This is a genomic window from Paenibacillus oleatilyticus, assembly GCF_018998565.1.
GTDB classification, from domain to species: Bacteria; Bacillota; Bacilli; order Paenibacillales; family NBRC-103111; genus Paenibacillus_G; species Paenibacillus_G oleatilyticus.
Genome location: NZ_JAHNZO010000009.1, coordinates 190,120 through 207,498 on the forward strand (window position 1 = coordinate 190,120; position 17,379 = coordinate 207,498).

A 17,379-nucleotide genomic window follows, 5' to 3' on the forward strand; every position below is an offset into this window, starting at 1 on the left:
TATCCCAGCGCCGAGCTATCGGCTACAATAATTAGAATAGGGGAGGGATGACGGATGAAGGAACGTTCCAGCCGATTGGCGCTGTCGTATTCGGCTCCGGCCCGCAGGTGGGAGGAGGCGCTTCCGATCGGGGGCGGTCGGCTCGGCGGCATGGTATTCGGCACGGTGGGGCAGGACAAAATTCAATTAAACGAAGATTCCGTCTGGTACGGCGGACCGAAAAAAGCGAACAATCCCGACGCGCGGGCGAACGTGCCGGAAATCAGGCGGCTGCTGATGGAAGGAAAGCAGCATGAAGCGGAGCATTTGGCCCGGATGGCGTTGATGTCTGCGCCTAAATATTTGCATCCGTACCAGCCGCTCGGCGATCTGCTTCTGTACATGCTCGGGCACGATAAGCCGCCGCAAGCCTACAAGCGGGAGCTCGATCTGGAGCGGGCTCTTGTACAGGTCCGTTATGACATGGACGGTGTCCGCTATACCCGGGAATATTTCAGCAGTGCGGTCCATCAGGTGCTGGCCGTCCGACTGACAGCAGACCGGCCCGGGAGTCTCACGTTCAGTACGCATATGATGCGCCGCCCGTTCGATATGGGCAGCCAAAAATATGGCGAAGATACGATGATCATGTACGGCGAGTGCGGTACGGAAGGCGTCCGCTTCAGCTCGGTCTTGAAAGCGATTGCCGAGGGCGGCAGCGTGAAGTCGATCGGGGACTTTATCTCGGTGGAGGGTGCGGATGCGGTAACCCTCTTGCTCGCGGCAGGCACGACGTTCCGGCATAACGATCCGAAGGCCGTCTGCCTGGAGCAGATAGCCAAGGCGGCATCGCTGCCGTATGAAGAGTTGAAGCGCGCACATACGGAAGATCACGACCGCTATTTCCGGCGGGTCGGATTGGAGCTGGCGAAGCCGGAGCCGGATGCAGCGGCCTCCTTGCCGACGGATGAACGGCTGCAGCGTGTGAAGGAAGGGCATGACGATCCGGGGCTGCTGGAGATCTTTTTCCAATTCGGGCGGTATTTGCTGCTCTCGTGTTCACGTCCGGGCTCGCTCGCAGCCACGCTGCAGGGCATATGGAACGATAACTATACTCCTCCTTGGGAATCGAAGTATACGATTAATATCAACACACAGATGAACTACTGGCCTGCGGAATTGTGCCATTTGCCGGAATGCCACGAGCCGCTATTCGACTTGATCGAGCGGATGCGTGAAAATGGCCGGGTCACCGCGCGGGAGGTATATGGCTGCGGCGGTTTTATGGCGCACCACAACACGAATCTGTGGGGCGATACGCATATAGAAGGCATACCGGTCAGCGCCTCGATCTGGCCAATGGGCGCAGCGTGGCTGTCGCTGCATCTGTGGGAGCACTATCGTTTCAGGCTTGACCGGTCTTTCCTTGCGGACCGGGCGTATCCGGTCATGAAGGAAGCGGCGCAGTTCCTGCTGGACTATTTGCTGGAGGACGGGCAAGGACGGCTGTTGTCGGGACCGTCGATATCGCCCGAGAACAAGTTTGTGCTGCCAAACGGAGTGACGGGCAATCTATGCATGGCGCCTGCGATGGATTCGCAGATCGCATTCACCTTGTTCGAGGCGTGCCGGGAAGCGGCGGCAGCACTCGGTCTGGACGAGGGGTTCCGCCAACAGCTCGCGGAAGCCATGGCGAAGCTGCCGCAGCCCGAGATCGGGCGGCATGGCCAGATCATGGAGTGGCTGGAGGATTACGAGGAAGCCGACCCGGGTCACCGTCACATCTCGCAGTTGTTCGCGCTGCATCCCGGCGAGATGATTCACCTTCACCGCACGCCGGAGCTGGCGGAAGCGGCCAAGCGGACGCTGGAACGCCGTCTCGCGCACGGCGGAGGGCATACCGGCTGGAGCCGGGCGTGGATTATCAACTTCTGGGCGCGGCTCGGCGAAGGTAACCAGGCGTACGATAACTTAGCGGCGCTGCTGGCCCAATCGACGTACCCGAATCTGTTCGACGCGCATCCCCCGTTCCAGATTGACGGCAACTTCGGCGGCACAGCCGGGATCGCTGAAATGATGCTGCAATCTCACGGAGGCGAGCTGGCGCTGCTGCCGGCGCTGCCGAAGGCGTGGCCGTCGGGCCGCGTTTACGGGCTGCGGGCGCGCGGGGGTTACGAGGTCGGCCTGACTTGGGACGACCATCGGCTGACGGAAGCGACGATTCGCGCCGGATACAGCGGTATATGTCGGGTTCGGGCACAGACGGCAGTATCGGCCATTGTAGCGGACGGCGAAGCGGTGGCGTTCGAGGACCGCGACGGCGTGCTGACGTTCGGGGCGGAAGGCGGGCGGACGTACGTGCTGAAGGGGTAGAAGAAGCCTGCCGACGAGCGAAGGACAGGTAGTCAACCGCAAGGAAGCGCAATCAACCGCAAGCTAACATAACGAAAGGGCAAGGGACGAATTCCGGAACCGCCGGAAGCGTGCCTTGCCCTTTTCGTTTCGCCGGGCCCGATTTGCCGTATAGGCATCGCGCTAAGCGTAAGCCTTGCCTTTGGTCAGGATGCACGCCACCCCGTTGCCGACGGCGCCCGGCTGGGACATTTTTTCCAGATATCGTAGTCCGCGCTCGCATTTGCGGCAGCGGGCGCACACGTCCGAGGTCACCACCTTCATGTTGAACTTGGTCTTGTCGATGGACGACGCCGGGACATTCTTTTTGGCAGTTTTCGCTTTGCTCACAGTCTTCATCTCCCGCGGCTTGGATGATGCATTCTATGAGCGGCCCGCCCGTTTGGTCACCGTGCCGGCGGGTGAAGGAGAAAATGTTATGACACATGCGTGCTGCATTATATTTGTTTCCATTTGAGGAAACAATAGCTGTTTAGAGGGGGAAAGGAGCAGCCTGTCTTGGCACGTATGAGCAAATCCCAGCTTTTTAGCTTGATCCTGCTGTTTGAATTAGGCAGCACAACGCTTTTTGCATTGGGAATCGAAGCGAAACAGGATGCCTGGATCGCCATTCTGTTCGCTACGGTAATAGGTCTTGGCCTGTTATGGGTTTATTTATCTATTCAAACCTTTTACCCTAACCAAAATTTGGGTAATATTCTTATCGACGTATTGGGGAAAGCCGTCGGCATACCGCTGGTTCTTTTGTACGGGCTATACTTTTTTCTGATCGGAAGCACGAATCTTTGGGAATTTACAGCCTTTATCCAAATGATCATTCTGCCTACCTCTCCGCTGCTTGTGCTGCTTTTCATCGTCATCCTGACAGCCGTTTATGTGCTTTCGCTGGGGGTGGAAGTGCTGGCCCGCACAAGCGAAATCGTGCTGGGAATGGTATTGTTTTTCATTGTCACGGCGTATATTCTTGTCGCTTCTTCGGGCGAGGCCGAATGGTCGCAGTTATTGCCTGTGCTGGGACACGGCTTTAAACCGGTTATAAAAGCAGCCGTTCCCACGATCGTCAACTTTCCGTTCGGGGAAATGGTCGTCTTCTTCATGTACTGGCATTTTGCGTCGACAAAATTTTCAATTAAACCGCCTTCCTTCTGGGCTGTCGGCATATCGGGCCTGATGCTGTCCATCTCTCTGGTGGCCATCATCTCCGTCTTGGGCGTCGAATTTGCCGCGAATTCGACCATTCCTATTTTTATCGTGATTAAAACGATCAACATTGCGGAAATTTTGACCAATCTCGATTTTATTGCCGTCATCATCATGTTTATCGGCGGCTTCTACAAAATGACCATCTTTTTCTACGGATCGGTACAGGCTTTGAACTCCATCGTCAAATTCCGGCGCGAAACCTGGCTGATCTTATGCTTGGGCATTTTATCCGTATGTTTCAGCTATGTGTTTTTTTCCAGCTTTTCCTTTCATCGGTGGGTTGGCACGAAAGTGTTTATTCCGTATGTTCACATGCCGTTCCAAGTCTTTTTGCCAATCTTGCTGCTGCTTATCGTGTGGTTGAAACATGGGAAAAATGATCCCCAAAGAACTGCCGGCGGCTCTTTGAAGAAAGGATGATCCGATTGCCTGATGCGGGAACGTTAAAGGAAGCGGGACTTCTGCCGACCGTTCTGATCGCAGGCGGGGCGGCGTATTGCGGCATCCTTGCCGTTGTCGCCGTCTTTTATGCCATTCGGCGTGTTGCCGGAAAGCGGACGCAAGCCAAGAAAAAGAGTAAAGGCTGAAGTCTGGTTACTCTTCAGCCTTCATCGGCGAAATCGTCAATTCCGTTCTTTTGATCGTCGCCTTGACTTCTACGGTGTATTCCGCTTCGGGAAACAGCTCCTCCCATCGGGATTTCATTTTGACCCATTCCTTCGGGTATTTTTTACTGACGGAACTGCCGAAGCCGAAAATATCCGATTTGAATTTTGTTTGGGCCGCCCGGATGGCGGTTTCAATTTCCGTTTTTATCATGACTTCATTTCGCTTCTCCGCTTTTTTAATCAATTCAAGCATCTGCCCCGGATTGAGCGGCTTGGTTTGACCTTGGGTCTCGGCCAATGCCGTCGTTGCTTTAACGCGAATGACGAACGAGGCCTTCCCGCCCTTCAAGCTTGGGATAATGTCCGAGCTGGAATTAAGGATCTCCACGGAATACTTTTTTTCCGGATCCAAGAAGGAAGGCATCGACATAATGCCGTTCTTCGGCTTGCCGATGATCCAATTGTACCCTCGGGCTTCCTGCGGTGTGAGATAGCCGACCAATTTGTCCTTTTTAAATACCGCCGACCGATGAAGTCTAATGTTCCGGGTCGTCTTTTCCGGCTTCTGTTCAATGGGATAGGCGGGACTTTCCGTGATTTCCAGCGCTCCGGTGACCGGATTAATTCCTGTCCCCAAAATTTGTTTATAAAAACGCAGTATATTTAAGGTGTGCGAACGAAAATGGAATTTTTCATTTCGGATTAAGCTCACGAGATACCGGGCCTGAATTTGTTCGATCCCTTTTTTAACCCCCAGAATATCCCGCGACGGTACGTCTTTGGCAACGCATATCCAAATGTAGCCCCTCGACTCTCTCCCTCTTGAAAACACGTCCAGGTACGATATGACCCCTTCCTTCGCAATTTGCTCGCTGATGACAAGCAATTTGGTATGAAAATACACGTTTCTTCGATCCAACACCTGTGTTACGTTTCTGGCCGCTTCAATGGTCGTATTGCCTGTCGCCGAAAAAATCTCCACAGGAGCTTCCTTCTGCGACGCTCCTTTGGCCAAAGCCGCCGGTCTGATGATCTGAGAAGTGACGATGATTTTGCCTGTTTTCGGCTCTTTATCCAGAGCAACCGCTACCACGATCCCGATATCGTTCAGCTCTCTTCGATCCCAGCATCCCGTTAAGAGCAGTACGGCAAGCGCGATCAGAACCACTGTCCTTTTCAATCTGTTTCCCCCGTTCATTTTGTCGTCCGGGGCCGCCGGGCAATCGATTTTGGCCGCTTCTGCAACAATTGGACAGGCATGCGAATCAAGGAATCCTTGACGTCCGCCCAAATGATCGGAGCGATAGGCGCCATGTACATGACTCCGAAAGACCGTAAAGAGCACATATGGGCCAGCATCAAAATAAATCCGATCAAAATGCCGAATCCTCCGAAGGAGCCGGCCAAAAATATGAGGATAATGCGGAAAAGGATCGTCATGCTTCTTAAGGAAGGCACGATCAGACTGGAGATTCCCGTAAGCGCCGTTACGATGATCATGGGGCTGCTTACGATTCCCGCTTCTACAGCCGCTTGTCCGAGCACGAGAGCCCCGACGATGCTTATCGTTTGTCCGATCGGCCGCGGCATTCTGACCCCGGCTTCCGTAAGCAGCTCGAACGTGATGCCCATCAGCAAAGTTTCCACAAAAGCGGGAAAAGGAGTCCCTTCCCGCGATGCGGCCATCGTGACAAGAAGCACGGTTGGAATCATTTCCTGGTGAAACGTCGTAAGCGCCACGTAAAGGCCCGGAGTCGCCGTAGAGACGAAAAACGCAAAAATTCTCAGCAGTCTCGAAAAAGTCGCGATCAACACTCTGGAGTAATAATCTTCGCTGTTTTGCAGATTTTCGATAAACAGATGAGGAAGCGTCAGGGCCGTAGGAGATCCCTCACATAAGATGGCGACCCGGCCTTCAAGTATTTTGGCCGCTACAATATCCGGCTTCTCGCTGTTGCCGATTGAGGCCAGAAAAGAAAACGGATGGTCTTCGATCCATTGTTCGACCTGTCCCGAATCGAGAACGGAGGCGGCATCGATCCGGTTCAGGCGGTTCTTTACTTCTTGAACAAGCTGCCGCTCGGCCATGCCTTCGATATAGGCGATACAAACAGTGGTGCGGGTCTGCGTCCCCACCTTTGTATTTTCGAAGATAAGCTTGGCGTTTTTGATTCTTCTGCGGATTAACGAAATGTTGACGGGCAAATCTTCGGTAAAGCCTTCGCGCGGCCCTCTTGTAACCGCCTCGGTTTTCGGCTCCTCGACGCTTCGCGATTCGTACTCCTTTGACGCGATGGAGATGGCCGACCCGTATCCGTCCACAAGTAATACGGTTTCCCCGGACAAGATGCCGTCGAACGCCTCGTTCATGGTTTGAATGACCGCGGCTTGACTCAAGCTCGTGATGCGGTTTTGGATGGCGGTTAACCGCCCGTCGTCGCTTTCGTTGGGACGGAGCCGGAAGGAATCGGGAATGGAGAGCAAATTTCCGACGATATGTTGATTGATCGTATCGGTGTTCACAAGGTGGTCAATAAAACATATCGCGACTTTGAGCGGTTCGTCAAAACCGATCTCAAATTCCCGGATAATCACGTCGTCGCTTCTTCCCAACGTTTCCTTCAGATGCGCAATATTCATGGCCAATGTGCTGCTGATCGGATGCTCGTATGTCAAGAAAATCACCTCAATGCCTGCCTTGTAAAGGTATTATTTGTAATGGCAAGGTATATATTCCTTGGGCTATCCGCCGGTCTCCATCCCGCCGATTCTGCAAAGCCGCCCTAAAGAAACAAAAATAATACAACAAATAAAAAAACAGTCTTGTTGTTGGCTTTCTTCGTGCATTTTAGAATAAAAACAGAAGCCGGACGGCCTTGGAAAAGTCGGTTTCGGGTGCTGCGGACCGCATGCTCCGCAGGAACAAATCCACACTAAGTCAGGGGTGCTGAATGTGAAGAGATTGAAAAAGGGTCTGGTTTCCATGGCATTGCTTACGCTGGCGCTTTCGTTAGCGGCTTGCGGGCAGACACCGGCGGCGAGCGATTCCGGGAAAAAGGAAGAGAAAACCGCGGCCCAAAAAGAAGAGAAAAAAGCGAATCTCGTGGTTGCCGGCGTCGTCTTTCAGGAAGACCAGTTTATGAAACTGCTATCGCTCGGCTATCAGGATGCGGCCAACGCGGCCGGCGTCAAAATTTTGACGGGGAATACCGGGAACGACCAGGGAAAAGAAACCGAGCTGATCAACACGTATATCGGGCAAAAGCTGGACGGAATCGCCATCGCGCCGCTCAATCAGGATTCTTCGGTGGCTGCGCTGAAACGGGCCGACGACAAAGGCGTGAAGGTTTCCGTAACGAACATTTCCTTGACCAACGCGCCGTTCATCGTCGGCGGCTATACGTCGGACAACAAAAATATCGGCCAGGTGACCGGGAAAGAAGCGGCACGCTTCATCCAAGAGAAGCTTGGGGGAAAAGCCAAAATCGCCGTGCTGCAATACAAGTCCCAGCTCCCGCAGCAAAGCACCGACCGGGTGAACGGCTTTTTGGAAGAGGTGAAGAAAGTAAACCCCGATGTGCAGGTCGTGGCCGATCAAGACGCTTGGCTGCAGGATAAGGCCGTCTCCGTCGTCGGCGATATTTTGACGGCTCACCCGGACGTGAACGTCATCTGGGCGGCCAACGAGGGCGGCACGATCGGAGCGGCGATGGCGGTGAAGAATGCGGGCAAATCGGGCAAGGTGTATGTCTTCGGCACCGATGCGAGCTATCAGTTGATCGCGATGCTGAAGGAGAAAGACAATATTTTGCAGGCGATTGCGGGACAAGACCCGTACAACATGGGATATAAAGCGATGGAGCTGCTGATCAAGGGCCTGAAGGGCGAAGATGTGAGCGCGAATAAAGGGAAGACGACGAGCGTCGACGGGATTTTGCTGAGCCGGTCCAATCCCGAAGGCCTCGCCAAGTTCGAAGCGGATTTGAATGCCAAAATGAGCAAGTGACGTATGAGGTACGGGGCTGCTGCGGCGGCCCCGGATGGCCGGTAGAAGCCCCAGAGGAGATCGCGAGGGAAGGCATATGAGCGTATTGGAAACCCGTAGCATTACGAAGCATTATCCCGGCACGGTCGCCTTGGATCAGGTGTCGGTGTCGTTTGAGAGCGGCAAGGTGCACGCGCTGCTCGGCAAGAACGGGTCCGGCAAGTCGACCCTGCTCAAAATTTTTTCCGGCGCCGTCCAGCCGACGCAAGGAGAAGTCGTACTGGATGGTACTGCGCTGCGCATTAAAGATCCCGGTGACGCGTTCGCCCAAGGCGTTGCCACCGTATATCAGGAGCTCAGTCTGGTCCCCGGCATGACGGTGGCGGAAAATATTTTCCTGGGCCGTCTGCCGATGAAAGGCCCGTTCATCGACTGGAAGAAAGCGTATGCGATGACCCGCGAGCTGCTGAATGAATACAACATCGATATCGCTGCGGACGAGCCGGTGGCGAATTTGAGTGTCGGTCAGGCGCAAATGATCGAGATTGTGAAAGCGCTGACGTTCAAGCCGAAGGTGCTTCAGCTGGACGAGCCGACCTCGGCCTTGGCCAAAAACGAGATCGATTCGTTGTTCAACATGATCCGCGAGCTGAAGAAAAAAGACGTCATCATCATTTACGTCTCGCACCGGCTCCATGAGCTGTGGGAGATTGCGGATACGTGCACCGTCCTGCGCGAAGGGCATTTTATCGGCACGGCTCCGATGGCCGGTCTCACCCGGAAAGAGCTGATTCATATGATGTTCGGCGACGTGGAGATCCGGACGCGTCCGGATGATCTGCGCGTGACCGACGAGGTGGTGCTGGAGGTCAAAGGGCTGACGCGCAAAAACAAATTCCGCGACATCTCCTTCCAGCTGAAAAAAGGGGAAATTCTCGGCATCGCCGGCATGCTGGGCTCCGGGCGTACCGAACTGCTCAAATCGATCTTCGGCGCCGACCCGCTCGATAGCGGCGAAATTTATTGCTGTGGGCAGCGGATCGATTCGCCGACTCCCGCGAGGATGAAAAAAGCCGGCTTGGCCTTAACGCCGGAGGACCGGAAGCACGAAGGTCTGATCCAGCTCGCTTCGATCCGCGACAACCTGTGTGTGGCGAGCCTTGACCGGATCGCGAAGGGCCCGATGATCCGAAAGAAGACGGAGGCCGAATTCGTGCGCCGTCAGATGGAAGAGCTGCAGATTAAAGCGGCCGACGTCGAGCATCCGGTGTCTTCATTGTCCGGCGGCAACCAGCAGAAGGTCGTTGTCGGCAACTGGCTGAATACGGACCCGAAGATTATGTTTTTCGACGAGCCGACGCGCGGGATCGACGTGAACGCCAAGCAGCAGATTTTTCAAGTGATCTGGCAGCAGTCGCGCAAGGGCATATCGAGCATTATGGTTTCGTCCGAGCTGGAGGAGCTGCTTGAGGTGTGCCACCGGATTTTGATTCTGCGGGACGGACGCATCGAAGGGGAATACATCCCCGAGGAACTGAAGATCGACGAGCTGTACGCGTTAAGTATGGGAGGAGAAACCGCATGAAATCGACAACGCTGGAAGTAAACAAAGGTTCCCGTATCGACATCCGCAAAGGCTTGAACAAATATGTGCTCGAACTTATTTTGCTTGTGATCGTGATTGCCATGGCCTTCGCTTCTCCCGGCTTTTTGACGTCGGAGAACCTGCTGAATATTCTTCGCAACATCGCGCTGCAGGGCTGTATCGCTTTCGGGATGACGATGGTCATTATCGCCGGGGAGATCGACTTGTCCATCGGCTCGACCGTCGCTCTGACGGGGGTCATCATCGGTCTTACGACGGGTTGGCTCAGCAGCTCGGGAATGATGCCGATGGAGCAGGCGGTCGTGGTCGGTATTGTGCTCTCTTTTGTCGTGGCGGGGCTGATCGGGCTGTTCAACGGATGGATTATGACCAGGTATAAAATGCCGTCCTTTATTGTCACGCTGGCGATGCTGAACGTCATCTACGGCCTGGCGGCGGTCGTATCCAAGGGCTTCCCCGTGACGACGCTGCCTTCGTGGTACAACGAGCTGGGCTCGGGCGAATTTTTGTCCGTTCCGATTCCGGCCATCCTGCTGCTGCTCGTCTTCGCCGTCGTGTATATCGTGATGAACTATACGAAATTCGGACGCTCGGTCTACGCCGTGGGCGGCAATCCGGAATCGGCGCGGCTGTCGGGCATTCATGTGTCGCGGGTGAAAATCATTTGCATGATCGTGGTGCAGCTGTGTTCGGCGCTCAGCGGCGTCCTCGTGTCCTCCCAAGTCATGTCCGGATCGTTCTCCTTCGGGAAAGGATGGGAAATGATGGCGATTTCCTCCGTCATTATCGGCGGCACGAGCCTGATGGGCGGGATCGGGAAAGTGCGGGGGACGTTTATCGGTCTTATTTTCCTCGGGGTGCTGATCAATGCCATGACGCTGCTCAACGTGAACGAATATGTGCAGTATATCGTGCGCGGGCTGCTGATTTTGGTCGCTGTCCTCATCGCCTCGATTCAATACATGAAGAAAAAGGGGTAAGCGCAAACGGAATCGCCGCGGTATAATGTGGATACGAACGATGAATAAAGGACGAAGACACCATGGCCCTTCGAAATATGAGCTTTCGCTTGAAAATGTTCGTGATCATGTTTATCGTCATTCTCATTCCCATGATTTTGGTCAGCACCATCCTGTTCAAATGGTCGGAGCAGGCCATCACGGATCAGACCTCCAAGGTCGTCATCAGCAGCATCGAATTTGCCGTGACCAATATCGATTCCGCGCTGGAAAACGTCGCGGGCATGAGCAAGATGCTGCTGACCGAAAACCGGCTGATCGCCATCGCCAAGCGAGGAGAACCGCTGAAGCCGGAAGAGAAAAATGAAAAATATAACGGCATCATGGATCTGCTGAGCTTTTTCATTACACGGATTAAAGTGATGAATATATTGGAGGGCATCGACTCGTTCTACTTGTACCTGGTGAAGCAAAATACGATCATGGACTCCAAGTCGACCTATTACGAGGACGTCAACGTAGATCATGTCGATTTTGTGCAGCAAGCGAAAAGCGGGCAATGGAAGGACCGTTGGTTCGTATCCGCCCCGGTCAATTACGATTCGTTGAACGGCATCGAAACGCGGCTGGAAACCGCGAAGCAGATTTCGTTCACGACGGCGTTGAGCGACGAGGACGGCCACGATATCGCGGTATTGGCGGCGAATGTCAACGAGAGCTTTATCCGCGATTATTATAAAAAAATTCAGCGCGGCATCCCCGGCGAGTTCGTCGTGCTGGATCGGAACTCCACGGTTGTGGCGTGCCCGGACAGCCGGCTCGTCGGCAGCAGGACCGCGGATTATTCCCACATGAACGATACGATCCAAAACATGAAAAGCAAGAGCGGCAGCTTCTTTATCACCGTGCAGGGCGAGGAGAAGTTTGCCGTTTATTCCGTTTCGGACTACACGAATTGGAGCTATGTGGTTGTGATTCCGGCTTCGGACATTTTGGGGAAAGTCAATGAAATGCAGCAATTTATGCTGATCGTCATCTCGGTGACCGGGATTTTGATCTTCGGCATTACGCTGCTGCTGTCCCGCTTCTTTTACAAGCCTCTGGAGAAATTGGTCTTGGCGATGCAAAAAATCGAGAACCGCAGGCTCGATTTCAAGATCAAGGATAACCGCGGGGACGAATACAAGCGGGTATATCAAGGGTTTAACGATATGGTCGACGAGTTGAACGTCCTGATCCGGGATTTGGAGAACGAAAAAATTTTAAATCAGGAAGCGGAAATCAAGCTGCTGCAGGCGCAGATCAACCCGCATTTTTTATACAACACGCTCGATTCGATCTACAGTATCGCCAGAATCAAAAAAGTGGACGAGATTTCGCAGATGGTTGCCGCGTTGTCCAAATTTTTCAGAATCAGCCTGAGCTCGGGCAAAGAGGTCGTGACGCTGAAGGAAGCCGTGCAGCTCGTGATCAACTACTTGACGATCCTCAATGTCCGGTATAAGGGCGCGATTACCTTTGACCTGGATATTCCCGAGGAGCTGTACGCCTGCCAGGTGCCGAAGCTGCTGCTGCAGCCTATTGTGGAAAATGCCGTCTACCACGGGCTCGAACGGCGCAAGGGAGGAGGTCAACTGACGATCTCCGCCGTAACACAATCGCACGCTTTGTTCCTGTACGTAGAGGACGACGGCATCGGCATCGAGCCCGCCGCTCTGGAGAAGCTGCAAAGCATGCTTGAGGGGAACGGTCCGGGAGAAACGTCCGGCTTCGCTTTACGTAACCTGAACCGGCAAATTCGGTTAAAATACGGAACGGCCTACGGCGTTACGCTGGAAAGCGTCTACGGGCAAGGCACCCGTGTGACCGTCAAGCTGCCTGCCATTTCGATAGAAAGGGGAGATTCGGATGTACCGCATGATCGTGGTCGATGACGAAGCATGGATTCGCGAACGGCTCGTGCATACGATCGATTGGGGCAAATTGGGCATCGGCTTCGTACATGAAGCGACCTGCGGCGAAGAAGCGCTGGCCCTCGCCGCAGAGGTGCAGCCGGATCTCATTCTGACCGATATCCGCATGCCCCGTATGGACGGGCTGGAATTGATCGAGCGGCTCAAGGAGCAGCGGCTTGCCGCCAAAGTGGTCATTATCAGCGGCTTCAGCGATTTTGAGTACGCAAAAAAGGCGCTTTCCCTGGGCGCTTCCGATTATATTCTGAAGCCGGTGGAGGACGACGATCTGCTTGATGTGGTCGCGCGTTGCCTGGAGCAGATCGAGACGGACCGGCAAAAGGAAGCTTTGCTGAAAAAGGCCGACGATCAGGTCAACAAGCGGCTGCCTCTATTGAAGGAAATGCTCTTCTCGAAATTGATTATAGGCCATAAGCCCGACGAGCAAAAATTGCGCGAGACTTTGGCCGATTTCGGGCTGAAGAATAATGGCCTCCGTCATGCTTGCCTCGTGCTTCAGGTGCCGGAGCCGCAAGCGTTTCCACCGGAAAATAAGCCGGACGCGAATTTTGCCCAGTTCGTGCTGTGCAATTTGTTGAACGATTTTCTGACGGACCTAAGCGAGAACGAGATCTTCTTCGCCCATGCGGACGAGGTGGTGTGCATCGTTTCCTCCTGCGAGGGGGACGACGCGCTGGCCCGCGCCTGCCTGACGATGTTCGAAGATATCCGCAAAATCGTTCATAAAATCGTCGGCAGTTCCCTCGTCATCGGCTTAGGCGGAGCGGTCGGCGACCTGCTCGACATTTCCGCCTCCTACCGGCAAGCGAAGCAGATGCTGCTCCACGGCTATTTGGACACGGGGCGGAGCAAGGAGACGAAGAGCGCGATCGGATCGCACAAAACGGGAGGATACCGGCTCTACGATACGGAAGCGCTGATCAACCATATCCGGGTGGGGAACAAGGCTGCAGCTTTGACAAGCCTGGATCAGCTTGTTCGGGAAAACGGGAGCATCCGCCCGATCGACTTGAAGTTTATTTATATCGATATCGTCAATTCGATCGTCAGGACCGCCGTGGAGGGCAGCGGAGTGGCGAAAGACTTTTCGAAGTTTAGCCTGCATTTTTTCGAGCTGCTGCAGCAGTCGCAATCGACGGACGAAATTCATGGACTGCTCGGCGATACCATTACGAAAATCATCGACTTTCTGGAGCATTCGCAGTGCAAAAAAAGGCGCAAGGTGATCGAGAAAGCGTTGGAATATATGGAGCTTCACTACCCGGAGGAGCTGAATCTGAACGCCGTGGCCGAGCGGTTTTACTTGAACGCGTCGTACTTCAGCAAAATTTTCAAAGAGGAGCTCGGTGTTTCGTATACGAAATATTTGATGGAGTTCAGGGTCAATAAAGCGGCGGAACTGATGGGCGACCCGACGCTGAAGATTTACGAAATCTCGCGCCGGGTCGGGTATGAGGACGTGCAGTATTTTACCAAAATGTTCAAGTCCCTCAAGGGGGTAACTCCCGGACAGTACCGGGAGAAGATCCGGTGACGGCTAAGCCAATTTGAGCACATTGCGGAATTTGATGAAGCTTACGATTCTCCAGCATGCCACATAACCGAAGGTGACCAAGTTGCACAAAAAGCCCAGCGTACTCGGATCGATAACCTTAACCGTGCCGACAAACACGAACCGAAGCGCAAAGACGACGATCAGGATGACAAACACGATTTTATTACGCTTGATAAACGCCGCCCCGTTTTCCCGGACTTCAAAATTCGTCGTCATAATAAGCGGAATGGAAACGACCAGACCGATGAGCAGCGCGATGAGAACTTGGCCTGACTGCAGATGCAGGTTCGGGTCCATTAATTGAAATAACGAGGTCGAGATGTATAAAATCGGCAGCAATAAGGAAATCCCCGGCTTCTTGATGGGGGTGCCCATGCCGCGGAATTGCCCGCGAATAATGAGAAGAAAGATCAATACCGAAATTCCTAGAGATACAGTTGCGTTCATGGTGATAACACTCCTTCGATCAATTTGTAAATTAAGTATCACTCATCGGGGAGTTGTCAAACAGTGAAAGAAGTAATCCGATCTTGGTGACGAATGTCATTTTCGCATCGTCTATCGAACCGTTATCGGTTCTATGATATTTTGGTTTTTATGGAAATTATGATAGAATAGGTTAACTGAATGTTTTGCTTGCATGCACGTGCCTCGATATGGATTTTTCGATATCGGGGCTTTGTTTTTTTTGATGCGTATACTTGGAACAAAGCATAGGAAGAACCAACTAAACAGAAATGGAGCCTATCATGCTAGCGAATACACAAGAGTTTTACATCAACGGATTGAATTATACGATCAGATCCGCAATGGAAAAAGACGCCGGACAATTGTCCGAAGTAAGGTTGCAGATAGACGGAGAAACCGAAAATACGGACAGAGAAAGAGGAGAGGCGTTCATCGATCCGGCAGGCTTCGAGCAGATCATTAAAACGGATACCGAGAAACCGAGGAACTTATTTTTAGTCGCCGCCGTTCAGGACCGGATTGTCGGGTTTTCAAGATGCGAAGGAGTGTACTTGAAACGATTCTCTCATAAAGTCGAATTCGGCGTATGCGTTTTGCAAGAGTTTTGGGGATATGGCATCGGGAAAAATCTTTTAAAAGAATCGATTACTTGGGCTGACGCGAACGGCATTAAAAAAATGACCTTGAATGTCCTGGAAACCAACGACAAGGCTGTTGAACTGTATAAAAAGCTTGGCTTTGAAGTCGAAGGCCTATTGAAAAACGACAAAATGCTTTCCGACGGCAACTACTATAACACCATCGTGATGGGAAGATTTAACGAGTGATCGGGATTCATCCCGCTTTCCGCTATGATTTGGCAATCATACTCTTTACGAATAAGATTGTATCATATATATTAATAGTACGCATTAATGAGGGGTTGTTTCTCATATGTGATACAATATTAAAATCGTCGATCCACTTGCAGGGGATATCAGGGGAGGAGAATTTGTCATGGGAGTTCAAACGAGCGGGAGCTATACGATTATTTTGCGGATGGAGACGGAACCGAATGTTCCATTCATTCATATCGCGAATGCGATTCACGAAACCGGGGGCGAAATTGTCGCTGTCGATAACGTGAACCGGAGTAAAAATACGACAATCCGCGATATTACGGTAAACGTGTCCAATGCGGAAAACGAAGCTACCTTGATTAAGAATGTGACCAAAGTACCGGGAATTAAAATCATTAACTTTTCCGACCGCACCTTCTTGATGCATCTGGGCGGCAAGCTTGAGGTCCATTCGAAAGTGCCGATCAAGAATCGGGACGATCTCTCCCACGTGTACACCCCCGGTGTAGCCCGTGTCTGTATGGCGCTGCACGAAGACCCTGCCAAGGCGTACTCGCTGACAATCAAAAGAAATACGGTCGCGGTCGTCAGCGACGGAACGGCCGTCCTCGGGCTCGGAGATATCGGGCCGATCGCGGCCATGCCGGTGATGGAAGGGAAAGCGATGCTGTTCAAGGAAATGGCGGGCATCGACTCGTTTCCGATTTGTTTGGATACGAAGGATACGGAAGAAATTATCCGAATCGTGAAAGCCATTGCGCCGGCATTCGGCGGAATCAATCTCGAGGATATTTCCTCTCCGCGCTGCTTTGAAATCGAGGAGCGGTTGAAGCGGGAGCTGGATATTCCTGTATTTCATGACGATCAGCATGGAACGGCCGTTGTCATGCTGGCGGGACTGATTAACGCATTGAAATTGGTCGGCAAAAAGCTGACGGATATTAAAGTCGTCTTCAGCGGGGTCGGCGCTGCCGGAGTTGCTTGCACCAAGATGCTGATGGCTGCCGGAGTGACGCATATCATCGGCGCTTCGCGGTCCGTCGGAATCATTCGCCGGGGTGAAGCGTACAGCAATCCCATGTTTCAATGGTATGCCGAGCATACGAACCCGGACAACATTGCGGGTACCTTATCGGATGCGATGCAGGATGCGGATGTATTTATCGGCCTGTCGGGTCCGGGGGTGATCGGTGTCGAGGATTTGAAAAAAATGGCGAAAGATCCGATCGTCTTTGCCATGGCCAATCCGACGCCGGAGATCCTGCCGGAAATTGCGGAACCGTACGTTCGTGTGATGGCAACCGGAAGGTCGGATTATCCGAACCAGTTAAATAACGTGCTGTGCTTCCCCGGTATTTTCAGAGGGGCGCTCGATTGCCAGGCGACGACGATTAACGAGGAAATGAAGCTCGCCGCCGCTTACGCGATCGCCTCGACCGTGGAGGACGACGAATTGAACGAGCAGTATATCATTCCGAGCGTCTTTAACAGCCGGGTCGTGGAAGCGGTGAGAAAAAAAGTAACCCAAGCCGCGGTGGAAACCGGCGTGGCACGCAAAATTCCGCACGAGTTTGCTTAAATCCGACAGCCGGGCACCGGCCAGTAAGGACTCGATATTATACTAGCTATCTTTTAAAAGTAAGACGGCTCCGCTTCTCCCGAAGCGGGGCTCTTGCTGTTGGGAAAGTGGTTTTTTAACAAGAATAGAGATACATACGGAGGTGGGGTATCCACTGGAGAAGCGATAGCGGCCGCCTTTGTCTTCGGGAAATGTCCGCCGCCAAGCGGCTTC

General features: G+C 53.1%; 14 protein-coding genes. 10 read left to right on the plus strand and 4 right to left on the minus strand.

Going from position 1 to position 17,379, the window contains the following annotated elements; translation table 11 throughout:
• Nucleotides 1-54 precede the first annotated feature (54 nt).
• A complete protein-coding gene (locus KQX66_RS14225; RefSeq protein WP_216793447.1) occupies nt 55-2,352 on the plus strand; it encodes a glycoside hydrolase family 95 protein in 2,298 nt (765 codons plus the stop codon).
• A 162-nt stretch (nt 2,353-2,514) separates the two neighbouring features.
• Here the strand turns inward: KQX66_RS14225 and KQX66_RS14230 are convergent, their stop codons facing one another.
• Nucleotides 2,515-2,730 (minus strand): hypothetical protein, encoded by a 216-nt coding sequence (locus KQX66_RS14230; RefSeq protein WP_054972796.1) that lies wholly within the window; start codon nt 2,728-2,730, stop codon nt 2,515-2,517.
• Between the two features lie 168 nt (nt 2,731-2,898).
• Here KQX66_RS14230 and KQX66_RS14235 point away from each other — a divergent pair, with 168 nt between their 5' ends.
• Together KQX66_RS14235 and KQX66_RS14240 are read left to right on the plus strand one after the other, a co-directional pair.
• Nucleotides 2,899-4,014: a GerAB/ArcD/ProY family transporter gene (locus KQX66_RS14235; protein ID WP_253957153.1), complete on the plus strand. Its 1,116-nt coding sequence runs from the start codon at nt 2,899-2,901 to the stop codon at nt 4,012-4,014.
• A gap of 5 nt (nt 4,015-4,019) precedes the next feature.
• Nucleotides 4,020-4,181 carry a hypothetical protein gene (locus KQX66_RS14240; protein ID WP_216793453.1) on the plus strand — a complete coding sequence of 54 codons (162 nt, stop codon included), beginning with the start codon at nt 4,020-4,022 and terminating at the stop codon, nt 4,179-4,181.
• Nucleotides 4,182-4,188: 7 nt separating this feature from the next.
• Here the strand turns inward: KQX66_RS14240 and KQX66_RS14245 are convergent, their stop codons facing one another.
• On the minus strand, nt 4,189-5,382 hold the full coding sequence (locus tag KQX66_RS14245; protein WP_216793455.1) for a Ger(x)C family spore germination protein: 1,194 nt from the start codon (nt 5,380-5,382) through the stop codon (nt 4,189-4,191).
• Nucleotides 5,383-5,396: 14 nt separating this feature from the next.
• Entirely contained in the window at nt 5,397-6,887 is a 1,491-nt protein-coding gene (locus tag KQX66_RS14250; RefSeq protein ID WP_216793457.1) for a spore germination protein, read from the minus strand.
• A 268-nt stretch (nt 6,888-7,155) separates the two neighbouring features.
• On the opposite strand from KQX66_RS14250, the gene KQX66_RS14255 reads away from it, so the two are divergent.
• The 5 genes from KQX66_RS14255 to KQX66_RS14275 all read left to right on the plus strand — a co-directional run bounded on the left by KQX66_RS14255 (nt 7,156) and on the right by KQX66_RS14275 (nt 14,259).
• Nucleotides 7,156-8,208, plus strand: a complete 1,053-nt coding sequence (locus tag KQX66_RS14255) for a substrate-binding domain-containing protein (protein ID WP_216793459.1) — start codon at nt 7,156-7,158, stop codon at nt 8,206-8,208.
• A 76-nt stretch (nt 8,209-8,284) separates the two neighbouring features.
• Nucleotides 8,285-9,772 (plus strand): sugar ABC transporter ATP-binding protein, encoded by a 1,488-nt coding sequence (locus tag KQX66_RS14260; protein ID WP_216793461.1) that lies wholly within the window; start codon nt 8,285-8,287, stop codon nt 9,770-9,772.
• On the plus strand, nt 9,769-10,773 hold the full coding sequence (locus KQX66_RS14265; RefSeq protein WP_216793463.1) for an ABC transporter permease: 1,005 nt from the start codon (nt 9,769-9,771) through the stop codon (nt 10,771-10,773). Before KQX66_RS14260 ends, KQX66_RS14265 begins: the two co-directional genes overlap by 4 nt.
• 62 nt (nt 10,774-10,835) lie before the next feature.
• On the plus strand, nt 10,836-12,686 hold the full coding sequence (locus tag KQX66_RS14270) for a cache domain-containing sensor histidine kinase (RefSeq protein WP_216793465.1): 1,851 nt from the start codon (nt 10,836-10,838) through the stop codon (nt 12,684-12,686).
• Nucleotides 12,661-14,259 carry a response regulator gene (locus KQX66_RS14275; protein WP_216793467.1) on the plus strand — a complete coding sequence of 533 codons (1,599 nt, stop codon included), beginning with the start codon at nt 12,661-12,663 and terminating at the stop codon, nt 14,257-14,259. Before KQX66_RS14270 ends, KQX66_RS14275 begins: the two co-directional genes overlap by 26 nt.
• Nucleotides 14,260-14,262: 3 nt before the next feature.
• Here the strand turns inward: KQX66_RS14275 and KQX66_RS14280 are convergent, their stop codons facing one another.
• Nucleotides 14,263-14,727, minus strand: coding sequence for a CcdC protein domain-containing protein (locus KQX66_RS14280; protein WP_216793469.1), 465 nt, complete (start codon nt 14,725-14,727; stop codon nt 14,263-14,265).
• 302 nt (nt 14,728-15,029) lie between these two features.
• Between KQX66_RS14280 and KQX66_RS14285 the strand changes: the two genes are divergently transcribed.
• Together KQX66_RS14285 and KQX66_RS14290 are read left to right on the plus strand one after the other, a co-directional pair.
• A complete protein-coding gene (locus tag KQX66_RS14285; protein ID WP_216793471.1) occupies nt 15,030-15,575 on the plus strand; it encodes a GNAT family N-acetyltransferase in 546 nt (181 codons plus the stop codon).
• Nucleotides 15,576-15,786: 211 nt separating this feature from the next.
• On the plus strand, nt 15,787-17,166 hold the full coding sequence (locus KQX66_RS14290; protein WP_438804193.1) for an NAD-dependent malic enzyme: 1,380 nt from the start codon (nt 15,787-15,789) through the stop codon (nt 17,164-17,166).
• Nucleotides 17,167-17,379 lie beyond the last annotated feature (213 nt).